Origin of the sequence: Micromonospora sp. C51 (assembly GCF_018070435.1) — a bacterium.
Taxonomy (GTDB): domain Bacteria; phylum Actinomycetota; class Actinomycetes; order Mycobacteriales; family Micromonosporaceae; genus Micromonospora; species Micromonospora sediminimaris.
This window is the reverse complement of sequence record NZ_JAGPXQ010000031.1, coordinates 1-21941: the sequence shown is the minus strand read 5'-3', so window position 1 is coordinate 21941 and position 21941 is coordinate 1. Positions and strand designations below refer to the sequence as shown.

At 69.9% G+C, this 21941-nt stretch carries 19 protein-coding genes; all 19 read left to right on the top strand.

The window, feature by feature from the left end:
• Positions 1 to 524 precede the first annotated feature (524 nt).
• The 19 genes from KBX50_RS24180 to KBX50_RS24090 all read left to right on the top strand — a co-directional run bounded on the left by KBX50_RS24180 (position 525) and on the right by KBX50_RS24090 (position 21919).
• The gene (locus KBX50_RS24180; RefSeq protein ID WP_210939997.1) at positions 525 to 1706 is read left to right on the top strand and encodes a hypothetical protein; all 1182 of its coding nucleotides are present in this window, start codon (positions 525 to 527) and stop codon (positions 1704 to 1706) included.
• Positions 1707 to 1842: 136 nt separating this feature from the next.
• Positions 1843 to 2553, top strand: coding sequence for a demethylmenaquinone methyltransferase (locus KBX50_RS24175; RefSeq protein WP_210939996.1), 711 nt, complete (start codon positions 1843 to 1845; stop codon positions 2551 to 2553).
• A 96-nt stretch (positions 2554 to 2649) separates the two neighbouring features.
• Positions 2650 to 2859 carry a hypothetical protein gene (locus KBX50_RS24170; protein WP_210939995.1) on the top strand — a complete coding sequence of 70 codons (210 nt, stop codon included), beginning with the start codon at positions 2650 to 2652 and terminating at the stop codon, positions 2857 to 2859.
• Between the two features lie 181 nt (positions 2860 to 3040).
• A complete protein-coding gene (locus KBX50_RS24165; RefSeq protein ID WP_210939994.1) occupies positions 3041 to 4315 on the top strand; it encodes a geranylgeranyl reductase family protein in 1275 nt (424 codons plus the stop codon).
• Between the two features lie 108 nt (positions 4316 to 4423).
• Complete coding sequence (locus KBX50_RS24160; RefSeq protein WP_210828576.1) at positions 4424 to 4789, top strand: NADH-quinone oxidoreductase subunit A; 366 nt, start codon at positions 4424 to 4426, stop codon at positions 4787 to 4789.
• A 13-nt stretch (positions 4790 to 4802) separates the two neighbouring features.
• On the top strand, positions 4803 to 5480 hold the full coding sequence (locus tag KBX50_RS24155) for an NADH-quinone oxidoreductase subunit B family protein (RefSeq protein ID WP_093404021.1): 678 nt from the start codon (positions 4803 to 4805) through the stop codon (positions 5478 to 5480).
• Positions 5477 to 6208, top strand: coding sequence for an NADH-quinone oxidoreductase subunit C (locus tag KBX50_RS24150; protein WP_210939993.1), 732 nt, complete (start codon positions 5477 to 5479; stop codon positions 6206 to 6208). The genes KBX50_RS24155 and KBX50_RS24150 overlap by 4 nt, the downstream gene beginning before the upstream one ends.
• A complete protein-coding gene (locus KBX50_RS24145; RefSeq protein ID WP_210939992.1) occupies positions 6205 to 7530 on the top strand; it encodes an NADH-quinone oxidoreductase subunit D in 1326 nt (441 codons plus the stop codon). Before KBX50_RS24150 ends, KBX50_RS24145 begins: the two co-directional genes overlap by 4 nt.
• A complete protein-coding gene (gene nuoE, locus KBX50_RS24140; RefSeq protein ID WP_210939991.1) occupies positions 7527 to 8567 on the top strand; it encodes an NADH-quinone oxidoreductase subunit NuoE in 1041 nt (346 codons plus the stop codon). The genes KBX50_RS24145 and nuoE overlap by 4 nt, the downstream gene beginning before the upstream one ends.
• On the top strand, positions 8564 to 9880 hold the full coding sequence (nuoF, locus tag KBX50_RS24135) for an NADH-quinone oxidoreductase subunit NuoF (RefSeq protein WP_093404027.1): 1317 nt from the start codon (positions 8564 to 8566) through the stop codon (positions 9878 to 9880). The genes nuoE and nuoF overlap by 4 nt, the downstream gene beginning before the upstream one ends.
• A complete protein-coding gene (locus tag KBX50_RS24130; protein ID WP_210939990.1) occupies positions 9880 to 12375 on the top strand; it encodes an NADH-quinone oxidoreductase subunit G in 2496 nt (831 codons plus the stop codon). The genes nuoF and KBX50_RS24130 overlap by 1 nt, the downstream gene beginning before the upstream one ends.
• Complete coding sequence (gene nuoH, locus KBX50_RS24125; RefSeq protein WP_210939989.1) at positions 12372 to 13718, top strand: NADH-quinone oxidoreductase subunit NuoH; 1347 nt, start codon at positions 12372 to 12374, stop codon at positions 13716 to 13718. Before KBX50_RS24130 ends, nuoH begins: the two co-directional genes overlap by 4 nt.
• Position 13719: 1 nt before the next feature.
• Positions 13720 to 14361: an NADH-quinone oxidoreductase subunit NuoI gene (nuoI, locus tag KBX50_RS24120; protein ID WP_093404032.1), complete on the top strand. Its 642-nt coding sequence runs from the start codon at positions 13720 to 13722 to the stop codon at positions 14359 to 14361.
• Positions 14358 to 15128 (top strand): NADH-quinone oxidoreductase subunit J, encoded by a 771-nt coding sequence (locus KBX50_RS24115; protein WP_093404033.1) that lies wholly within the window; start codon positions 14358 to 14360, stop codon positions 15126 to 15128. Before nuoI ends, KBX50_RS24115 begins: the two co-directional genes overlap by 4 nt.
• Positions 15125 to 15442, top strand: a complete 318-nt coding sequence (nuoK, locus tag KBX50_RS24110; RefSeq protein WP_013731028.1) for an NADH-quinone oxidoreductase subunit NuoK — start codon at positions 15125 to 15127, stop codon at positions 15440 to 15442. Before KBX50_RS24115 ends, nuoK begins: the two co-directional genes overlap by 4 nt.
• A 24-nt stretch (positions 15443 to 15466) precedes the next feature.
• Positions 15467 to 17413, top strand: a complete 1947-nt coding sequence (nuoL, locus tag KBX50_RS24105) for an NADH-quinone oxidoreductase subunit L (RefSeq protein WP_210940043.1) — start codon at positions 15467 to 15469, stop codon at positions 17411 to 17413.
• Between the two features lie 79 nt (positions 17414 to 17492).
• Positions 17493 to 19025: an NADH-quinone oxidoreductase subunit M gene (locus tag KBX50_RS24100; RefSeq protein WP_210939988.1), complete on the top strand. Its 1533-nt coding sequence runs from the start codon at positions 17493 to 17495 to the stop codon at positions 19023 to 19025.
• Positions 19026 to 19191: 166 nt separating this feature from the next.
• Entirely contained in the window at positions 19192 to 20742 is a 1551-nt protein-coding gene (nuoN, locus tag KBX50_RS24095; RefSeq protein WP_210939987.1) for an NADH-quinone oxidoreductase subunit NuoN, read from the top strand.
• 91 nt (positions 20743 to 20833) lie between these two features.
• The gene (locus KBX50_RS24090) at positions 20834 to 21919 is read left to right on the top strand and encodes a polyprenyl synthetase family protein (RefSeq protein ID WP_210939986.1); all 1086 of its coding nucleotides are present in this window, start codon (positions 20834 to 20836) and stop codon (positions 21917 to 21919) included.
• Positions 21920 to 21941 lie beyond the last annotated feature (22 nt).

The following is a 21941-nucleotide window of genomic DNA, read 5'->3' as shown; positions in this document are numbered from 1 at the left end:
CAGTCGAAACCGACGCCGATCGGTGCCTGGACCGCCTGATCTAGCCGCCGCAAGCGCGAGTTGCGGCATCTTGGCCCTTTCCGGTCGACGGGACGGCGCGACTTGCGGCATCCCGTGCGATCCGGTCGAGGGGACGGCGCGACTTGCGGCATCTTGGGCCGCCCCAGCGGCTGCCGGCTGCCGGCTGCCGGCTGCCGGCGGGTGGCGGCGTGGGGTGGGTGGGGCTCATGGCGGTGAGATATCACTATGGGTCACTGTGGTTCGGGCGTTGCGTCACAGTGGTGACTCGGTCGGTTGTCAGCCGAACGGCTCGGGTGGATCATCCGTCCGGTTTGAAGCGCCGGGCCGCTCCGGTCAGGTGGCCGGGCGTGACCAGGTAGCAAGACCCATCAATCCGGACAATCCTTAAGTTGCCATTAGCTGAGCAGCTTGCGACGGGTGTGATGCAGGGTGGCGCGGGTGATCGCTGACCGCTAACGTCCCCGCCCGTACGTTTCCTTTACCCCACGGGGGAGACACCTCAGATGATTTTCCGTAACCGGGCTGCCGCGTACCTGGGTGCCGGTGCCGCCGGTGTCCTCGCGGCCGGCAGCTTCGCCGCGCCGGCTCTGGCGGACGACAGCGCCGACCTCGCCATCAAGGCGACCGGCACCACGATCGCGGTCGGCGCGCCGGGCAAGGACGCCAGCGTCTCGCTGCTGAACAAGAGCGACGTGGACGCGAAGAACGTGCTCGTCGCCCTCGACATCAGCAAGCTGAAGACCGACCTCGTCGACATCGACGAGAGTGGCTGCAACCCGCGCGAGGACGGCTGGATCCTCTGTGGCATCGAGGGTGACACCATCCGTGCCGGCGAGGACGTCGACTGGTTCTTCCCGTTGACCCGCAAGGGTGCCGGGGTCGGCTCGGCCGGCTCCATCACCGCGGTGATCCTGCACGGCGGCCCGGACCCGGACGAGTCCGACAACGCGGTGACCGTGGACGTCAAGGTCGAGGGCGCCGGGCCGGACCTGACCGTCGTCGCCGACGACGTCCGCAAGGCCGTCAAGGTCGAGGGTGGCACGATCACCGAGGTCGGCGACCTGTACGCGGGCAACACCGGCCAGCTGATCTACGGTGCCTTCAACCAGGGTGACCAGGCTGCCCGGGGTCTCCGCATCGAGGTGCAGCTGCCCAAGGGCGCGACCTTCGCGGAGAAGGAGCCGGACTGCACCTACAACGCCGCGATGACCTCGCTGACCTGCGAGTACACCAAGGCTGTCCTCATCCCGACCGCGCAGGACAAGGACGGTGACGACCTCTACTCCGGTGCTCGCTTCTACAACCTGGTGAAGGTCGCCGACGGTGTGAAGCCGAGCAGCCTGACCGGTGGCAAGGTCACCATCGACTCGCTGTCGGTGCAGGAGGCCCCCAGCGTCCTCCGGACCGCCGCCACCTCGGCCCTGCCGGAGAACGCCACCGGTGTCGCGGGCAACGACGTCGACCCGAGCGACAACACCGACGACTTCGCGGTGGTCGTGGCCGCCAAGGGCGGCACCGGTGGTGGCGACGGTGACGGCCCCGGCCTGCCGGTCACCGGTGTGCAGGTCGGCCTGATCGGTGGCGTCGGCGCGGCCGTGCTGGCCGCCGGTGTGGCCATGTTCCTGGTTTCCCGCCGTCGCCGGGTGGTCCTGGTGACCCCGGGTGACGAGAAGACGAACGCCTGAGGTTCGTCCTCTATCGGCCCGCGCGGGCCGTTCACATAACGCACGGCAGTGAGGGCGGGATGGGTGACCATCCCGCCCTCACTGTGTCGCTCGACCCTGGGCGGGCCGCCGCCCGCCGGGCTGGCAGAGTGAAGGGGTGAGCCGTACCCCGCAGGGCCAGCGCGCCAGTCTGGACAAGCAGCCGCACGAGGTCGCCGCGATGTTCGACGGTGTCGCGGCCCGTTACGACCTGACCAACACCGTCCTGTCGTTCGGTCAGGACCGGTTCTGGCGACGGGCCACCCGCGCCGCGCTCGACCTGCGACCGGGCGACCGGGTGCTGGACGTGGGCGCGGGCACCGGCGTCTCCACCGAGGAACTCGCCCAGTCCGGGGCGTACGCGGTCGGGGCGGACCTGTCCCTCGGCATGCTGTACGCCGGCAAGCGCACCCGCCCGCAGGTGCCGTTGCTGGCCGGGGACGCGCTGCGGCTGCCCTTCGCCGACGCCAGCTTCGACGCGGTGACCATTTCCTTCGCGTTGCGCAACGTCAATGACACCGACGCCGCGCTGGCTGAGCTGGCCCGGGTGACCCGTCCGGGCGGCCGGCTGGTGATCTGTGAGTTCAGCACCCCGGTGAATCCCGCGTTCCGCACCGTGTACCTGTCGTACCTGATGCGTTCCCTGCCGGCCGTGGCTCGGACGGTCTCCAGCAACCCTGACGCGTACGTCTATCTCGCCGAGTCGATCCGGGCCTGGCCGGACCAGCCGGCGCTGGCGGCGCGGGTGGCCGCCGCGGGCTGGGGCCGGGTGGCGTGGCGCAACCTGACCGGCGGTGTGGTGGCCCTGCACCGCGGGGTCCGGATGTGAGCGCGAGTCACTCCGCACCCGTATCGCGCAAGGGGTAATACCGCCATTTAGGGAAATAAGGCGATTATGTCGCTTTTGCGGCTTAAGCTGGCCGACATGACGGATCCGAAGAATGTGGCCATAGGAGATGCCGCGGAGCTGGTCGAGCAGCTCAGGGGCCTGGCCGGAGCGGATCCCGCCGACGTCCGCCAGGTGGTGACCGAGGTGCTCGCGGCCCTGGACCGGGCCGCCGGTGGCACCTTGCGTGAGCAACTGCCGGAGACCATCCGCGCCAGCCTGGACAGCGCCGCATCGGCGCGCCATTGACTGCTGCGCCCGCGAAGGCCGATCGGCAGATGTCAAAAGGCGCCCGGCTCCGGTGACCGGGGCCCTTCCCTGCGCCCAGCAGGTTAGGTCGACCTAACAAGGCGAGCTTACGGTGCCGGTCATAGACTCGTCCCGGCTGGCTTGTGAAGCATTTCACGAGCAGGGCGGGGAGGAGGCGCTAATGACCGCGGTGGAGAACGACGCCGACGTGATCGTCGTGGGCGCCGGTCCCGGTGGTTCGGCGACCGCGTACCACCTGGCTCGGCACGGCGTACGCGTGCTGCTGCTGGAGAAGACCGAGTTCCCCCGGGAGAAGGTCTGCGGCGACGGGCTGACCCCGCGTGCCGTGCGGCAGTTGATCCGGATGGGGGTGGACACCTCTCCCGAGGCCGGCTGGCTGCACAACCGCGGCCTGCGAGTGATCGGCGGCGGCGTCCGGCTGGAGTTGGACTGGCCGGATCTGGCCAGCTTCCCGAACTACGGCCTGGTACGCACCCGACTCGACTTCGACGACCTGCTCGCCCAACGCGCGGTGTCGGCCGGTGCCAAGCTGCGTACCAGCGTGAACGTCATCGGCCCGGTGTTGGACGGCGACGGCCGGGTGATCGGGGTCCAGGGCGAGGACGGGCCGGACAGGGCACCCGTCACCTTCCACGCCCCGCTGGTGGTGGCTGCGGACGGTGTCTCGGGCCGGTTCCCGCTCGCCCTCGGGCTGGCCAAGCGGGAGGACCGCCCGATCGGTGTCGCCGTCCGGCGTTACTACCGGTCCGAGGCCCGCCACGACGACGACTACCTGGAGTCCTGGCTGGAGTTGCGGGCCAAGGGCACCAACGAGCTGCTGCCCGGGTACGGCTGGATCTTCGGCCTCGGTGACGGCCGGGTCAACGTCGGGCTCGGCATCCTCAACTCGTCCTCGGCGTTCGGCAAGACGAACTACCGGCGGCTGCTCACCGACTGGCTGGCCAACACGCCGCCGGAGTGGGGGATGACCGACGAGGCCAACGCCGAGGGTTCGATCCTCGGTGCCGCGCTGCCGATGGGGTTCAACCGGGTGCCGCACTACACCCGGGGGGTCATGCTCGTCGGTGACTCGGGCGGCATGGTCAACCCGTTCAACGGCGAGGGCATCGCGTACGCGATGGAGTCCGGCGAACTGGCCGCGGAGGTCGCGGTCCAGGCGCTCGCCCGGCCGGCCGGTGCCGAGCGGGAGCGGGCCCTGATGGCGTACCCGCAGGAGCTGAAGACCCGGTTCGGCGGCTACTACCGGCTGGGCGGGGTCTTCGTGAAGCTGATCGGCCGTCCGGAGATCATGCGGGTGGCGACCAAGCACGGCATGCCCCATCCCACGCTCATGCGTTTCGTGCTCAAGCTGCTGGCCAACCTCACCGACCCGCGCGGCGGTGACGCGATGGACCGGGTGATCAATGCGATGACCCGGGTCGCGCCCGCCGTGTAGGGGCGCGGAGCAGGCAAGGTCCACCCCCGCCGAAGGGCGCGGGGTGGGATGTGAATAGTGTGAATTTCGCCAACCACCGAGGGCAGGGAAGGACGAGCAGGAGAAAATATGTCGCTCTCGCCTTACGTACCCATCATCGGGCTGTTCGCCCTCGCCGCGGGTTTCGCGCTGTTCTCGATAGCCGCCGCCCGGTTCGCCGGCCCCCACCGCTACAACAGGGCCAAGCTCGAAGCCTACGAGTGTGGGATCGAGCCTAGCCCGCAGCCGATCGGCGGCAGCCGGTTTCCGGTCAAGTTCTACCTGACGGCGATGCTCTTCATCGTCTTCGACGTGGAGATGATCTTCCTGTACCCGTGGGCTGTCTCCTTCGACATCCTGCCGGTCTTCGGGTTCGTCGCCATGTTGGTGTTCATCGGTGCCGTCTTCGTCGCGTACGCCTACGAGTGGCGACGCGGCGGCCTGGACTGGGACTGAGGGAGGAACGGCTATGGGTATCGAGGAGAAACTTCCCGCTGGCGTCCTGCTCACCTCGGTGGAGAAGCTGGTCAACTGGTCGCGCAAGTCGTCGGTCTGGGGCGCCACGTTCGGCCTGGCCTGCTGCGCGATCGAGATGATGGCCGCCGGTGGTCCGCACTACGACATGGGCCGGTGGGGCATGGAGGTCTTCCGGGCCTCGCCCCGGCAGGCTGACCTGATGATCGTCGCCGGCCGGGTGAGTCAGAAGATGGCCCCGGTGCTGCGCCAGATCTACGACCAGATGGCCGAGCCCCGCTGGGTGCTCTCCATGGGCGTCTGCGCCAGCAGCGGCGGCATGTTCAACAACTACGCCATCGTGCAGGGCGTCGACCACGTCGTACCTGTCGACATGTACCTCCCGGGCTGTCCGCCCCGGCCGGAGATGCTCATCGACGCGATCCTCAAGCTGCGCGAGAAGATCGGCCACGAGCCACTCGGCCCGAACGGTCGCAAGATGCTGGCGGCCCGCGAGGCGCGCGGTGACGTGCCGGTGGTGCCGTACGGCTCGATGCCGTCGTCGTACCGCAGCGACAAGGCCCGGCGGGCCGAGTGGACGAAGGCCGTCCGCGAGGGCCGCGAGGAGCAGCTGCGGATCGAGAACTGGATGAAGGCCCAGAACCACCTCCACCCGTACGGGGGGATCAAGTGACTGACGACAAGCCCACCACCGGCGGCGTGCCGGTTCCGGTGACGCCGGCCGGCGCGACGAGTGGCGCCCCCGCCGAGTTCCCGCCGGCCGCACCCGCCGGCCGGGGCATGTTCGGCAACCAGGGCAGCGGCGACGTCTCCGGGTTCGGCGGACTGGTCCGGCAGCACCACGCGGTCGAGGACTCACCGCGGCCGTACGGCGGCTACTTCGACGAGGTCCGGGACGCGCTGGAGGAGGCGTACCCGGCGTTCGGCGAGGCGATCGAGAAGGTCGTGGTCGACCGGGGCGAGCTGACCCTGCACATCCGCCCGGAGCGGATCGCCGAGGTCTGCCAGGTGATGCGGGACGATCCGGCGCTGCGTTTCGAGCTGTGCTCGTCGGTGTCCGGCGTGGACTACCTGGGTGCCGATGCCCGCCGGCTGCACGTCGTCTACCAGCTCACCTCGATGACCTACCGGCGGCGGGTCCGGCTGGAGGCCGCCGTCAGCGTCGAGGAACCCCACCTGCCCAGCGTCACAGCCGTCTACCCGACCGCCGACTGGCAGGAGCGGGAGACGTACGACATGTTCGGCGTCATCTTCGACGGCCACCCGGCGCTGACCCGCATTCTCATGCCGGACGACTGGGAGGGTCACCCGCAGCGCAAGGACTACCCCCTCGGCGGCGTGCCCGTGGAGTACAAGGGCGCCGAGATCCCGCCGCCCGACAAGCGGAGGTCTTACCAATGACCACGTCGAACTACGCCACCGAGCGCGAGACGACCGAGGGCCGCGTCTTCACGGTCACCGGCGGGGACTGGGACGACGTCGTCTCCGGCGTCGACCCGATCAACGAGGGTCGGATCGTCGTCAACATGGGCCCCCAGCACCCGTCCACGCACGGTGTGCTCCGGTTGATCCTGGAGCTGGAGGGCGAGACGGTCCGGGAGGCCCGCTCGGTCGTCGGCTACCTGCACACCGGCATCGAGAAGAACCTGGAGTACCGCAACTGGGTGCAGGGTTCGACCTTCGTGACCCGGATGGACTACCTCTCCCCGCTGTTCAACGAGACGGCGTACTCGCTGGCCGTCGAGAAGCTGCTCGGCATCGAGGAGCAGATCACCGAGCGGGCCACCACCATCCGGGTGCTCATGATGGAGCTGAACCGGATCTCCTCGCACCTGGTCTGGCTGGCCACCACGGCGATGGAGCTGGGCGCGATCAACATGATGCTCTACGGCTTCCGGGAGCGCGAGTACATCCTGGAGATCTTCGAGCTGATCACCGGGCTGCGGATGAACCACGCGTACGTCCGGCCGGGCGGCGTCGCCCAGGACGTGCCGGACGAGGCGATCGTCAAGATCCGCGATTTCCTCAAGCTCATGCCGAAGCGGCTCAAGGAGTACGAGGACCTGCTCTCCGGGCAGCCGATCTGGCTGGAGCGGACGCAGAACGTCGCGGTGCTGGACGTGACCGGCTGCTTGGCGCTCGGCGTCACCGGGCCGGTGCTGCGCTCGGCCGGGCTGGCCTGGGACCTGCGCAAGACCATGCCGTACTGCGGCTACGAGACGTACGAGTTCGACGTGCCGACCCACCCCGACGGCGACGTCTGGGGCCGCTACCTGGTTCGCAACGCCGAGATCCGCGAGTCGCTCAAGCTGGTCGAGCAGGCGCTCGACCGGCTCAAGCCCGGCCCGGTGATGGTGGCCGACAAGAAGATCGCCTGGCCGGCGCAGCTGGCCATCGGCGTCGACGGCATGGGCAACTCGCTGGAGCACGTCGCGAAGATCATGGGCCAGTCGATGGAGTCCCTCATCCACCACTTCAAGCTGGTGACGGAGGGCTTCCGGGTGCCGCCGGGTCAGGTGTACGTCGGCGTCGAGTCGCCGCGCGGCGAGTTGGGCGTGCACGCGGTCTCCGACGGCGGGACCCGGCCGTACCGGGTGCACTACCGGGAGCCGAGCTTCGTCAACCTCCAGGCCCTGCCGGCGATGGCCGAAGGCGGCCTGATCGCCGACGTGATCGCCGGCGGCGCCTCGCTGGACCCTGTCATGGGAGGTTGTGACCGGTGACTGTCTTCACTGACGAGACGCGGACCAGGGCGCGGGAGATCATCGCCCGCTACCCGGCGGACCGGTCCCGCTCGGCTCTGCTGCCGCTGCTGCACCTCGTGCAGGCAGAGGAGGGCTACGTCTCCCCGGCCGGCGTGGCGTTCTGCGCCGAGGTGCTCGGCCTGAACAAGGCCCAGGTCGGCGCGGTGGCCAGCTTCTACACGATGTACAAGCGCCGGCCCACCGGTGACTGGCTGGTCAGCGTCTGCACCAACACCATGTGCAACGTGCTCGGTGGTCAGGAGGTCTACGACACGCTCACCGAGCACCTGGGCGTCGGGCACGACGAGACCACCACCGACGGCAAGATCACCCTGGAGCACGCCGAGTGCCTCGCCGCCTGCGACTACGGCCCGGTGATGACCGTCAACTATGACTTCTTCGACGGCGTCGACCCGCAGACCGCGGTCGGGGTGGTCGACGAGCTGCGCGCCGGTGGGCGGCCCACGCCGAGCCGGGGTGCCCGCCTGTGCACGTTGAAGGAGATGGCGGTCCAGCTCGCCGGCTTCGCCGACGAGCGGGAGGGCGCCGTCGCCGACGGGGTGCCGGGCGAGCCGACCCTGCGCGGTCTGCGACTGGCCCAGCAGCACGGCATCTCGGCACCGGGTTTCGACCCGAACACCCCGATCCGCAGCGGCAAGGCGGGCGACAAGCCCGCCCCGGCCACCCCGGCCAAGGCCGCACCGACCGGCAGCACCGCACCCGACGTACCGGCGCCGGACCGCAAGTCGCCGCAGGTGCGTACCGCCGAGACCCGGCAGCCGGACGCGAAGACCGCGGTGCCGGACGCGCCCGGCACGAAGGTCCCCGTCGACGGGCAGCCGCCCGCGGCCGGCGACGCCCGGGCGGCGGAGGCCGCCGGTGCGGCGGCCAACAAGCCGGCGGGCGACGGCAAGCCGGCCGGTGACGACACCGGGGCGCAGGAGCGCAACCTCAGGGAAGCGGAGTCCACCGGCGACGGTCAGGACTCCGCGCACGACAAGGGGGCTCAGAAGTGACCACGCCTGCGCCGGAGACCCTGGCCAAGTTGACGCCCGTGCTCACCAAGCGCTGGCTGTCCCCGGACGCCTGGCGGCTCGACACCTACGAGAAGCTGGACGGCTACGCGGCGCTGCGTAAGGCGATCAAGGCGCACCCGGACGACCTGATCCAGTTGGTGAAGGATTCCGGGCTGCGCGGTCGCGGCGGCGCCGGCTTCCCCACCGGTCTCAAGTGGGGCTTCATCCCGCAGGGCGACGGCAAGCCGCACTACCTCGTGGTCAACGCCGACGAGGGCGAGCCCGGCACCTGCAAGGACCTGCCGCTGATGACCCACGACCCGCACTCGCTGGTCGAGGGGGTCATCATCGCCTCGTACGCGATCCGGGCCAACCGGGCCTACATCTACATCCGGGGCGAGGCGGTGCACGCCGCCCGCCGGCTGCGCAACGCCGTGAACGAGGCGTACGCCAAGGGCTACCTGGGCCGCGACATCCTCGGCTCCGGCTTCGACCTGGACCTGGTGGTCCACTCGGGTGCCGGCGCGTACATCTGCGGGGAGGAGACGGCGCTGCTGGACTCCCTGGAGGGCTTCCGCGGTCAGCCCCGGTTGCGTCCGCCGTTCCCGGCCACCCACGGGTTGTACGCCAGCCCGACCGTGGTCAACAACGTGGGCACCATCGCCAGCGTGCCGTACATCGTGCTCGGCGGCGCGGACTGGTGGAAGTCGATGGGCACCGAAAAGTCGGCCGGCCCGATGATCTACTCGCTCTCCGGCCGGATCGCCAACCCCGGCCAGTACGAGTGCGGCCTCGGCATCACCCTGCGTGAGCTGATCGAGCTGGCCGGCGGGATGCAGCCGGGTCACAACCTGAAGTTCTGGACGCCGGGCGGATCGTCGACCCCGCTGCTCACCGCCGAGCACCTGGACGTGCCGCTGGACTTCGAGGGGGTGGCCGCCGCGGGGTCGATCCTCGGCACCACCGCCACGCAGATCTTCTCCGACCAGGACTGCCCGGTCTACGCGACCTACCGGTGGCTGGAGTTCTACCACCACGAGTCGTGCGGAAAGTGCACCCCGTGCCGGGAGGGCAACTACTGGATGGTCCGGGTCTACCGGCGCATCCTCGCCGGTCAGGGCACCCAGGACGACCTGGACACCCTGCTCGACACCTGTGACAACATCCTCGGCCGCTCGTTCTGCGGTCTGGGTGACGGTGCCACCAGCCCGGTGACCTCGTCGCTGAAGTACTTCAAGCAGGACTACCTCGACTACATCGAGGGACGTACCGCGCCGAAGTTGTCCGACAAGCAGTTGGTGGGAGCCCACTAATGACGGACGTTGCCAAGCCGACCGAGACGGTCACCCTCACCATCGACGGCGTCGAGGTCACCGCCCCCAAGGGGGCGCTGCTGATCCGGGTCGCCGAGCAGATGGGCACCGAGATCCCCCGGTTCTGCGACCACCCGCTGCTGGCTCCGGCCGGCGCCTGCCGGCAGTGCCTGGTGGAGGTGGAGGGGCAGCGCAAGCCCGTCGCCTCCTGCACCCAGACGGTCGCCGACGGCATGGTGGTCCGCACCCAGCTCACCTCCCCGGTCGCCAAGAAGGCGCAGGAGGGGATCATGGAGCTGCTGCTGGTGAATCACCCGCTCGACTGCCCGATGTGTGACAAGGGCGGCGAGTGCCCGCTACAGAACCAGGCGATGTCGACCGGTCGCACCGACTCCCGGTTCCACGAGCACAAGCGGGAGTACCCGAAGCCGCTGCCGATCAGCACCCAGGTCCTGCTCGACCGCGAGCGGTGCGTGCTCTGCCAGCGGTGCACCCGGTTCTCCGAGGAGATCGCGGGCGACAAGTTCATCGACCTGATGAACCGCTCCTCCGCCGAGGAAATCAACATCTACCGGGACGAGGACTACGGGACCGAGGGCGAGGACGGCGACGTCCCGTTCAACTCGTACTTCTCCGGCAACACCGTGCAGATCTGCCCGGTCGGCGCGCTCACCGGTACCCAGTACCGCTTCCGCGCCCGCCCGTTCGACCTGGTCTCCAGCCCGAGCGTGTGCGAGCACTGCTCGGCCGGCTGTGCCCAGCGCACCGACTGGCGCCGGGGCAAGGTGCAGCGCCGACTGGCCGGGGACGACCCCCAGGTCAACGAGGAGTGGAACTGCGACAAGGGGCGGTGGGGCTTCCAGTACGCCCGCGCCGCCGACCGGCTCACCACCCCGCTGGTACGCGACGAGCACACCGGCGAGTTGCGGGAGGCGTCCTGGAGCGAGGCGCTCAGCGTGGCCGCCGAAGGGCTGCGGGCCGCCCGGGACACCGGCCAGGGCGCTGCGGTGCTCACCGGTGGTCGACTGACCGTCGAGGACGCGTACGCGTACGCCAAGTTCGCCCGGGTCGCGCTGCACACCAACGACATCGACTTCCGGGCCCGCCCGGTCTCCCGCGAGGAGGCCGACTTCCTGGCCAGCACGGTCGCCGGCAGCACCGAGGTCACCTACACCGACGTCGAGAACGCGCCGGCGGTGGTGCTTGTCGGCCTGGAGCCGGAGGAGGAGTGCCCGATCCTCTTCCTGCGGCTGCGCAAGGCGTACCTGAAGAACAAGCTGAAGGTGTACGCGATCGCCCCGTTCGCCACCCGTGGCCTGGAGAAGCTCGGCGCCAAGCTGGCCCGGGTGGTGCCGGGCGAGGAGGCCGGGGTGCTCGCCGAGCACGCGACGGTCGCCGAGGCGCTCAGCGCCGAAGGGGCGATCCTGATCGTCGGCGAGCGGCTGGCCACCGTCCCGGGTGGACTCTCCGCCGCCGCCGAGGTGGCCGCGCGTACCGGGGCGAAGCTGGCCTGGGTGCCGCGACGCGCGGGTGACCGCGGTGCCGTGGACACCGGCTGCCTGCCCAACCTGCTGCCCGGTGGTCGCCTGGTCACCGAGCCGGGCGCGCGTGCCGAGCTGGGCGAGGCGTGGGACATCCCCGCCGGGGTGATCCCGAGTCAGGCCGGCCGGGACACCGACGGGATCCTCGCTGCCGCCGCCGGAGGCCAGGTCAGCGCGCTGGTGGTGGCCGGGGTGGATCCGGCCGACCTGGCCGACCCGCGCCTGGCCGAGCAGGCTCTGGACGCGGTGCCGTTCCTGGTCAGCCTGGAGCTGCGGGCCAGCGCGGTCACCCGTCGGGCGAACGTGGTCCTGCCGGTCGCACCGGTGGTGGAGAAGGCCGGCAGCTTCCTGGACTGGGAGGGCCGGCTGCGTCCGTTCGACGCGGTGCTGGACACCGCCGCGATGACCGACGGCCGGGTGCTCGACGCGCTCGCCGCCCAACTGGACGTACGGCTGGGCACCGGGGACGTGCTGACCGTCCGGCGTGAGCTGGGCAGCCTGCCGGTGACCCGCGCTGAGCGCCCGGCCGCGCCCACGGTGCAGCCGGGCTCGGTGCCGCAGCCGGGCGCCGGTGAGGCGGTGCTGGCGACCTGGCATCAGCTGATCGACCTGGGCAGCCTCACCGACGGCGACGAGCACCTCGGTGGCACCGCCCGCCCGCCGGTGATCCGGCTGGGCAAGGGCAGCGCGGAGGCGCTCGGCGTCGCCGACGGCGACCCGGTGACGGTGGGTACCGACCGGGGCGCGGTGACCCTGCCGGCGGCGATCACCGAGATGCCGGACGGTGTGGTCTGGCTACCCACCAACTCGCCCGGCTCGACCGTGCGGCGCAGCCTCGGCGCGACCTCCGGCGCGGTGGTGCGGATCTCCGCGCCCGGCGTGACGGAGCCGGTCGCGGCCGACGCGGCCGACCGTCCGGGTCCGCTCCTCAACTCCTCCGGGGGTGTCGCATGAACGTCATCGCCCAGGCGCCGTCGCTGAGCGACTTCGGCCACGACCCGTGGTGGCTGGTCCTCGGCAAGATCGTCTTCGCCTTCGTCGTGGCCCTGCTCGGCACCCTGCTCGGCGTCTGGTTCGAGCGGCGGGTGGTCGGGCGGATGGCCGTGCGCCCCGGCCCCAACCAGCTCGGTCCGTTCGGTCTGCTGCAGACCCTCGCCGACGGTCTGAAGATGGCCTTCAAGGAGGACATCCTCCCGAAGTCAGCGGACAAGGTCATCTACTTCTTCGCCCCGGCCATCTCGGTGATCTGCGCGGTCACCGCGCTGTCGGTGATCCCGTTCGGCCCGATGGTGAGCATCTTCGGCCACCAGACGCCGTTGCAGGTCACCGACGTGCCGGTCGCGGTGCTCGTGGTGCTCGCTCTCTCGTCGATGGCGGTCTACGGCATCGTGCTCGCCGGCTGGGCGTCCGGCTCGACCTACCCGCTGCTCGGCGGCCTACGGTCCGCCGCCCAGCTGATCTCCTACGAGGTGGCGCTGGGGCTGTCCATCGTGGCGGTGTTCATGCTCGCCGGCACGATGTCCACGAGCGAGATCGTGGCTGCCCAGGGCAACGGAACCCAGCTGACCCTGTTCGGCGCCGACATCCCGACGCCGGGCTGGTACGCGCTGCTGCTCTTCCCGAGCTTCATCGTCTTCTTCATCTCCATCGTCGGCGAGACCAACCGGCCGCCGTTCGACCTGCCGGAGGCGGAGTCGGAGCTGGTGGCCGGCTTCATGACCGAGTACAGCTCGCTCAAGTTCGCGCTGATCATGCTCAGCGAGTACGTCGCGATGGTGACCATGTCGGCCTTCACCGTGACGCTCTTCCTGGGCGGCTGGCATGCGCCCTGGCCGATCACCATATGGTCGGGGGCCAACTCCGGCTGGTGGCCGCTGCTCTGGTTCTTCGGCAAGGTCATCCTGCTCGTCTTCGTCTTCGTCTGGCTGCGCGGCACGCTGCCCCGGCTGCGGTACGACCAGCTGATGCGCTTCGGCTGGAAGGTGCTCATCCCGATCAGCCTGGTCTGGATCGTGATCCTCGCCGGCCTGCGCACCGTCGACGACTGGGACACCCAGAGCCGGATGTACGCCATCGGCATCCCGGCCGGCATCGTGCTGCTCGCCGCGCTGTTCTGGCCGAGCCGCAAGGCGGCACCGAAGCCGACCCTCGCCGAGCAGGTCGACAACCGGCCGCCGGGCAGCTTCCCGCTGCCCCCGCTGGATCTGCAGGTACCACCGAGCCCGCGTACCCGGCGCATGGTCGCCGAGCGGGAGCCAGCCAACGCCCCCGCCGGCCAGGACTCTGAGGAGGTGTGACGTGGGCGCGATCACCGGAACGTTCAAGGGCTTCGGGGTCACCTTCTCGCACATGTTCAAGAAGGTCGTCACCACCGACTACCCGTTCACCCCGCCGACGCCGGCCCCCCGCTACCACGGGCGGCACATCCTCAACCGGCACCCGGACGGGCTGGAGAAGTGCATCGGCTGTGAACTGTGCGCCTGGGCCTGCCCGGCGGACGCGATCTACGTCGAGGGTGGCGACAACACCGACGAGCAGCGCTTCTCGCCGGGTGAGCGGTACGCCAGCGTCTACCAGATCAACTACGCCCGCTGCATCTTCTGCGGACTCTGCATCGAGGCCTGCCCCACCCGCTCGTTGACCATGAGCAACGAGTACGAGCTGGCCCGGGACAACCGCCAGGACCTGATCTTCACCAAGGAGCAGTTGCTGGCGCCGCTGCTGCCGGGGATGGAGCAGCCGCCGCACCCGATGCGGCTGGGCGACAGCGAGAAGGACTACTACGTCGGCAGCCTGACCAACCCGGGCACCTCCGCCGGGGCGGAGCGCTCCCCGATGGGACCGGGCCGCTACCAGGTCGACGAGCACCCGGGCGTCACCTTCCCCGGCGCCGAGCAGGCCGCCGCGCGGGCCGAGGCGGAGAAGGGGGAGTCGGCATGAACACCTCGACGCTGCTCGCCGCCTCCGGTGCGGTCTCCGGCGGCGAGGCGGTGACCTTCTGGATCCTCGCTCCGCTCGCGCTGGCCGGTGCGATCGGCATGGTCGTCGCCCGCAACGCGGTGCACTCGGCGCTGTGGCTGGTGCTGACCATGCTCAGCCTCGGGGTGTTCTACGTGCTCCAGGCGGGACCGTTCATCGGCATGGTGCAGATCATCGTCTACACCGGCGCGATCATGATGCTCTTCCTGTTCGTGCTGATGCTGGTCGGCCGGGAAGCCTCCGACTCGCTGATCGAGGTGCTGCGCGGCCAGCGGATCGCGGCGATCGGGCTGGGGCTCGGCTTCGCCGGCCTGCTCGGCAGCGGGGTCTACCGGGCCACGCAGGGCAGCACCCCGCTCGGCCTGGAGCAGGCCAACGCGGGCGGCAACGTGGAGGGCATCGCCCGGTTGCTCTTCACCGACTACATCTTCGCCTTCGAACTCACCGCGGCGCTGCTGATCACCGCCACCATCGGCGGGATGATCCTCGCGCACGTCGAGCGGCGCAAGGAGGACAAGCGCGACCAGGTGGCCACCATGAAGGCCCGCTTCGCGCCCGGCAACTACCCCGGCCCGAAGCCCGGCCCGGGTGTCTTCGCCACCTCCTCGTCGGTCGCCACTCCGGCCCGCCTGCCGGACGGGCGGCTGAGCGACCGCAGCACGCCGGACATCCTGCCGGTGCGGGAGCTGACCGCCGAGGAGACCACACTGAAGGGCACTGAGAAATGAGTGACTTCTTCTCGGTCGAGCCGAACTACTACCTGGTCCTCGCCGCGGTGCTGTTCACCATCGGCGCCGCCGGGGTGCTGGTCCGGCGCAACGCGATCGTGCTGTTCATGTGTGTCGAGCTGATGCTCAACGCGGCCAACCTGGCGTTGGTCACCTTCAGCCGGATGAACGGTGACCTCAACGGCCAGATCATGGCGTTCTTCGTGATGGTGGTGGCGGCGGCCGAGGTCGTGGTCGGGTTGGCCATCATCATGGCGATCTTCCGCACCCGACGCTCCGCCAGCGTCGACGACGCCAACCTGCTGAAGTACTAGAGGGGCCCACCGGTGGACGAAATCATGACGTACGCCCAGGCTGCTCCGGCCGAGACCGTCTCGTACGCGACGGCGGACGGGCTGCTGAGCAGCGTCTGGCTGCTGGTGGCCATCCCGCTGGTCAGCGCGACGATCCTGCTGCTGCTCGGCCGGCGGGCCGACCGGTGGGGACACTGGCTCGGGGTGGCCGCCGTCGGTGCCGCCTTCCTGCTCGGCCTGAGCTACTTCCTCGGCCTGCGCGGCCTGGAGAACAGGTCGGTCCAACTGAGCCTGTGGGACTTCATCGCGGTCGGTGGCCTGCACGTGGACTTCGGCCTGCTGTTCGACCCGCTGGCCGGGGTCTTCGTCCTGCTGATCACCGGTGTGGGCTTCCTGATCCACCTGTACGCCGTCGAGTACATGGCGCACGACGCCGGCCGGCGTCGCTTCTTCGCGTACTTCAACCTGTTCATCGCGGCGATGTTGCTGCTGGTGCTCGGCAACAACTACGTGATGCTGTACTTCGGCTGGGAGGGCGTCGGTCTGGCGTCGTACCTGCTGATCTCCTTCTGGTACACCAAGCCGGCCGCCGCCACCGCCGGTAAGAAGGCGTTCCTGATGAACCGGGTCGGCGACGCCGGCCTGGCCATCGCGATCTTCATCATGTTCGCCACCCTCGGCACCACGCAGTACGACGAGGTGTTCAACGGGATCGGCGCGCTGGCCGGCGGCACCGTGCTGGTGCTCGGCCTGCTGCTGCTGCTCGGCGCGGCCGGTAAGTCCGGTCAGTTCCCGCTCCAGGCGTGGTTGCCGGACGCGATGGAGGGCCCGACCCCGGTGTCGGCGCTGATCCACGCCGCAACGATGGTCACCGCCGGTGTGTACCTGATCGCCCGCTCCAACATCATCTTCTCGGCGAACGCCACGTTGCAGCTGGTGGTGGTGAGCGTCGGCGCGCTGACCCTGCTGATCGGCGCGATCATCGGGTGCGCCAAGGACGACATCAAGCGGGTGCTGGCCTGGTCCACGGTCAGCCAGATCGGCTACATGTTCCTCGGCGTCGGGCTGGGCGGTGCGGCGTACGCGTTGGCCATCGTGCACCTGCTCGCGCACGGCTTCTTCAAGGCCAACATGTTCCTCGGCGCCGGTTCGGTCATGCACGGCATGAAGGACCAGGTCGACATCCGTCGCTTCGGCGGCCTGTCGAAGTACATGAGGATCACCTGGCTGACCTTCGGCGCGGGTTGGCTGGCCATCATCGGCATGTTCCCGTTCTCCGGCTACTTCTCCAAGGAGCCGATCATCGCCGCCGCCTTCGAGCGGGAGGGGTGGACGGCCTGGCTGTTCGGTGGGGCGGCGGTGCTCGGCGCCGCGTTGACCGCCTTCTACATGACCCGGCTGTTCGTGCTCACCTTCCACGGGCCGAAGCGGTGGACCGAGGACATCGAGCACCCGCACGAGTCGCCGGCGCTGATGACGATCCCGCTGGTCCTGCTCGGCATCGGCTCGCTGGGTGCGGGTTGGCTGCTGGCCACGTCCGTGCCGGACTGGCTGACCACCACCGCCGGGCTCGGCACGGCCGAGGCGCACCACGACGCGGTGCTGCCGCACTGGGCGATCGTGGTGCTGTCGCTGGGGGTCACCGTGCTCGGTGCGCTGCTGGGCTGGTTCCTGTTCCGCAACGGGACGGCGACCTCGCCGCAGCCCGCCGGGGTGCTGGTCACCGCGGCCCGCAAGAACCTCTACACCGACGCGGTCAACGAGGCGGTCTTCGAGAAGCCGGGCATCTTCCTCACCCGGGCGCTGGTCTACCTCGACAACCGTGGCATCGACGGGCTGATCAATGGCCTGGCCGCAGGCGTCGGCGGTGGATCGGGCCGGCTCCGGCGGTTGCAGACCGGCTTCGTCCGGTCGTACGCCACCTCGATCCTGACCGGTGCGCTGCTGGTGGTGGCCGCCTTCCTGGCCGTACAGGCGGGGTGGTTCGCGTGATCGACCTCTTGAGGCTGTCGGCCTCACAGGCGGCCGTCGCCGGCGGACCGCACAGTGACGACGGAGGTAAGGCCGCATAATGTCCGACTTCCCGTTCCTCTCGGTGCTCACCGTGGCGCCGCTGGTCGGCGCCGTGGTCGTCGCCCTCCTGCCGCGCAGCCGGCCGACGCTGGCGAAGCAGGTCGCGCTCGGCTGGTCGCTGCTGGTGCTGGCGCTGTCGGTGGTCATGTGGGTGACCTGGCAGGTGGATGGCCAGCGCTTCCAGTTCCGCGAGTCGTACCCGTGGATCCCGAACTGGGGCGTCAACTTCACCTTCGCCGCCGACGGCATCGCGCTGGTGATGCTGATGCTGATCGCGGTGCTGGTGCCGCTGGTGATCCTTGCCTCCTGGCACGACGCGGAGTCCTCGAAGCGGTCGGTGCCGGTCTACTTCGCGCTGCTGCTCGTTCTCGAATGCACGATGCTCGGCGTCTTCGCCGCCGCCGACGTCTTCCTGTTCTACGTGTTCTTCGAGGTCATGCTGGTGCCGATGTACTTCCTGATCGGCAGCTACGGCGGCCACCAGCGGCAGTACGCGGCGGTGAAGTTCTTCCTCTACTCGCTGGTCGGCGGCCTGTTCATGCTGGCTGCCGTGATCGGCCTGTGGGTGGTCGGCGGCAAGACCTTCGACTGGGTGGCGCTGTCGGAGGTGGACATCTCCACCGGTGCCGAGCGCTGGCTCTTCCTCGGCTTCTTCATCGCCTTCGCGATCAAGGCACCGTTCTTCCCCTTCCACACCTGGCTGCCGGACGCCGGTGGCGCGGCACCCGCCGGTGCCGCCGCACTCCTGGTCGGCGTCCTGGACAAGGTCGGTACCTTCGGCATCCTGCGCTACTGCCTGCCGCTGTTCCCGGACGCGGCCCAGTGGTTCGCGCCGTGGGCGCTGGCCCTGGCGGTCATCGGGATCATCTACGCGGCGCTGCTGGCCGTCGGGCAGAACGACCTCAAGCGGCTGGTGTCGTACACCTCTATCGCCCACTTCGGCTTCATCGGCGTTGGCATCTTCGCCTTCACCACGCAGGCGGGCACCGGCGCCGTGCTGTACATGGTCAACCACGGCCTCGCCACCGGCCTGCTCTTCCTGGTGGTGGGCATGCTGATCGCGCGTCGGGGCTCGGCGCTGGTCAGTGACTTCGGGGGCGCCGGCAAGCTGGTGCCGGTGCTGGCCGGCGTGCTCTTCTTCGCTGGTCTCGCGTCGCTGGCGCTGCCCGGCACCGCGCCGTTCGTCTCCGAGTTCCTGGTGCTGATCGGCACGTTCACGGTCAACAAGCCGGTCGCGGTGATCGCCACGCTCGGCATCATCCTGGCGGCGGCGTACGTGCTGTGGATGGTGCAGCGCACCACCCAGGGCACGCTGAACCCGGCGCTGACCGAGATCGACGGCATGAAGCGTGACCTCAATCTCCGCGAGAAGGTCGTCGTGGCCCCGCTGATCGCGCTGATCGTGCTGCTCGGCTTCTATCCGAAGCCGGTGACGGACGTGATCAACCCCGCCATCCAGGCGACCATGGAGGACGTCGGCCGGACCGACCCGGCCCCGTCGGCAGACACCGTCCAGGAGGCGAGTCGGTGAGCGCGAGGAGTGAGCTTGCGAGCCCCGCAGTCGCGAGTCGAAAGGCTGGTGGGGTGAGCGCGAGGAGTGAGCTTGCGAGCCCCGCAGTCGCGAGTCGAAAGGCTGGTGGGGTGAGCGCGAGGAGTGAGCTTGCGAGCCCCGCAGTCGCGAACGAAAGGCTGGTCCAGTGACCGAGCTTGAACTGCCGCCGATCGATTACGCGGCGATCGCGCCGATCCTGATCATGTTGGGCGCGGCGGTGGTCGGGGTGCTGGTCGAGGCGTTCGTGCCCCGGCGACTGCGGCACCCCGTGCAGTTGCCGCTGGCGCTGCTGGCGGTGCTGGCAGCGTTGACCATGGTGGTGGTCAACGCCGACAAGCGGGTGATCACCATCGGGGTGATCGCCGTCGACGGGCCGACGCTGTTCCTTCAGGGCGCGATCCTCGCCCTGTCGGCGGTGGCGTTGCTGCTGCTCGGTGAGCGGGTTGTCGAGCGCGGCGGCGCGTTCGTCGCGCAGGCCGCGGTGACCGCCGACTCGCCGGAGGACCGCCAGCAGGCGGAGAACGCCGGTGGCGCGGGCGAGGTGTACCCACTCACCACGTTCGCGATCGGCGGCATGCTGATCTTCGTCTCGGCGAACGACCTGCTGACCATGTTCATCGCGCTGGAAGTCTTCTCGCTGCCGCTCTACCTGCTCTGCGCCCTGGCCCGTCGCCGGCGGCTGCTGAGCCAGGAGGCGGCGATGAAGTACTTCCTGCTCGGCGCGTACGCCTCGGCCTTCTTCCTGTTCGGCTTGGCGCTGATCTACGGCTTCACCGCCGGCCTGGGCGACCGGGCCGCCGGGGTGGACTTCGCCACCGTCAACGCGGCCGTGGCGAACTCGACGGCCAGCCCGGTGCTGCTGTTCGCCGGTATGGCGCTGGTCGCCATCGGTCTGCTGTTCAAGGCGGCCGCCGCGCCGTTCCACGTCTGGACGCCGGACGTGTACCAGGGCGCGCCGACGCCGCTGACCGGATTCATGGCGGCCTGCACCAAGGTCGCCGCGTTCGGTGCCCTGCTGCGGGTGTTCCACGTGGCCTTCGAGGGGGCCCGCTGGGACTTCACTCCGGTGCTGGGCGCTGTGGCGGTGCTCACCATGCTGGTCGGCGCGCTGTTCGCGGTGACGCAGACCGACATCAAGCGGCTGCTGGCGTACTCGTCGATCGCCAACGCCGGCTACCTGCTGGTCGGTGTGCTCGCACCGGGCAGCGAGGGCCTTTCCGGCACCATGTTCTACCTGGTCGCGTACGGCTTCACGGTGCTTGCCGCGTTCGCGGTGGTGACGTTGGTACGCGACGCCGACGGCGAAGCGACCCACCTGTCCCGCTGGGCCGGGCTGGGCCGACGGTCGCCGGTCTACGCCGCCGTCTTCACCTTCGTCCTGCTCGCCTTCGCGGGTATCCCGATGACCAGTGGCTTCACCAGCAAGTTCGCCGTCTTCGGCCCGGCGTTGGACGGCGGGCAGGTGTGGCTGGTCATCGCGGGTGTGCTGACCAGCATGGTGCTGGCCTTCCCGTACCTGCGGGTCGTGGTGCTGATGTGGCTCTCCGAACCGGGTGACTCCACGCCGACGGTGGCCGTTCCCGGCGGGCTCACCTCGGCCGCCCTGGTGATCGGGGTGCTCGCCACGCTGGTGCTCGGCGTCGCGCCGTCGCCGTTGCTCGACCTCGCGTCCTCCGCCGCGGACTTCGTCCGGTAACGGCTGACCTGCCGATCGAGGGCCGGTCCACGCGCTGTGGGCCGGCCCTCGCCGCGTATCCCCGGTCCGGTGCAGGTAGAACGTGTGTGGCATGGTTGGAGGCGTGGTGATTAGGGGTGGCGAGGGTTCAGGCGTCACCGGCTCCGGTGGTCGCCGGAGCCGGTCCGGCGCGGCTCAGTTCGGCGCGCTCGGCCTTCACCTCGCCGATCCGCGCAGTGAGGAGTCCGTGCTCGGCGTGTTGGCGGCGGTCGAGGCGGAGCTGCTGGCGAGCATCGCCAGCGCCGACCCGTTCGTCACCGAGGCGGCCCGGCATCTGGTGGAGGCCGGCGGGAAGCGGTTCCGGCCGCTGCTGGTGGCCCTGGGCGCTCAGTTCGGCGACCCGACGCGAGCCGAGGTCGTCTCGGCGGCCGTGGTGGTGGAGCTGACCCACCTGGCCACGCTCTACCACGACGACGTCATGGACGAGGCGTCGGTGCGCCGGGGCGCACCGAGCGCCAACTCCCGGTGGACCAACTCGGTGGCCATTCTGGTCGGTGACTACCTCTTCGCCCGGGCCGCGGACGTCGCGGCCGAGCTGGGCCCCGAAGCGGTACGCCTGCAGGCGCGAACCTTCGCCCGGCTGGTCCACGGGCAGATCGCCGAGACCATCGGCCCACGGGCCGGTGACGATCCGGTGGCGCACTATCTGCGGGTGATCGCCGAGAAGACCGGCTCCCTGATCGCCACCAGCGTTCATTTCGGCGCCCAGTTCAGTGGGGCCGCCCCGGACCAGGTGGCGGCGCTGGCCGGGTACGGCGAGACCATCGGGGTGGCCTTCCAGCTCTCCGACGACCTGCTTGACATCGCCAGCGATTCGACGGAGTCAGGCAAGACGCCCGGCACGGATCTGCGGGAGGGCGTGCCTACCCTGCCGGTGCTCTACGCTCTCGCCTCCGACGACGCGGACGCCGCCTCCGTGCGCCTGCGGGAGATCCTGGCCACCGGTCCGCTGACCGACGACACCCTGCACGCCGAGGCGCTCGGTCTGCTCCGCGAGAGTCCAGCGCTCAAGCGGGCCCGCGAAACCGTCCGCAGCTTCGCCGAGGACGCCCGCGCCCAACTGGCACCCCTGCCGCCCGGCCCGGCCCGCCGCGCCCTCGAATCCCTCTGCGACCACATCGCCGACCGCACCAGCTAACCCCCCACCCCCACCCCCACCC

Bases quoted from the DNA above. Each gene is read 5' to 3' on its own strand.
- KBX50_RS24170 (WP_210939995.1), top strand. From the start codon at position 2,650: ATGACGGATCCGAAGAATGTGGCCATAGGAGATGCCGCGGAGCTGGTC.
- KBX50_RS24160 (WP_210828576.1), top strand. From the start codon at position 4,424: ATGTCGCTCTCGCCTTACGTACCCATCATCGGGCTGTTCGCCCTCGCC.
- nuoH (WP_210939989.1), top strand. From the start codon at position 12,372: ATGAACGTCATCGCCCAGGCGCCGTCGCTGAGCGACTTCGGCCACGAC.
- KBX50_RS24165 (WP_210939994.1), top strand. From the start codon at position 3,041: ATGACCGCGGTGGAGAACGACGCCGACGTGATCGTCGTGGGCGCCGGT.
- KBX50_RS24155 (WP_093404021.1), top strand. From the start codon at position 4,803: ATGGGTATCGAGGAGAAACTTCCCGCTGGCGTCCTGCTCACCTCGGTG.
- KBX50_RS24090 (WP_210939986.1), top strand. From the start codon at position 20,834: ATGGTTGGAGGCGTGGTGATTAGGGGTGGCGAGGGTTCAGGCGTCACC.
- nuoL (WP_210940043.1), top strand. From the start codon at position 15,467: ATGACGTACGCCCAGGCTGCTCCGGCCGAGACCGTCTCGTACGCGACG.
- KBX50_RS24180 (WP_210939997.1), top strand. From the start codon at position 525: ATGATTTTCCGTAACCGGGCTGCCGCGTACCTGGGTGCCGGTGCCGCC.
- KBX50_RS24130 (WP_210939990.1), top strand. From the start codon at position 9,880: ATGACGGACGTTGCCAAGCCGACCGAGACGGTCACCCTCACCATCGAC.
- nuoK (WP_013731028.1), top strand. From the start codon at position 15,125: ATGAGTGACTTCTTCTCGGTCGAGCCGAACTACTACCTGGTCCTCGCC.
- KBX50_RS24115 (WP_093404033.1), top strand. From the start codon at position 14,358: ATGAACACCTCGACGCTGCTCGCCGCCTCCGGTGCGGTCTCCGGCGGC.
- KBX50_RS24145 (WP_210939992.1), top strand. From the start codon at position 6,205: ATGACCACGTCGAACTACGCCACCGAGCGCGAGACGACCGAGGGCCGC.
- KBX50_RS24100 (WP_210939988.1), top strand. From the start codon at position 17,493: ATGTCCGACTTCCCGTTCCTCTCGGTGCTCACCGTGGCGCCGCTGGTC.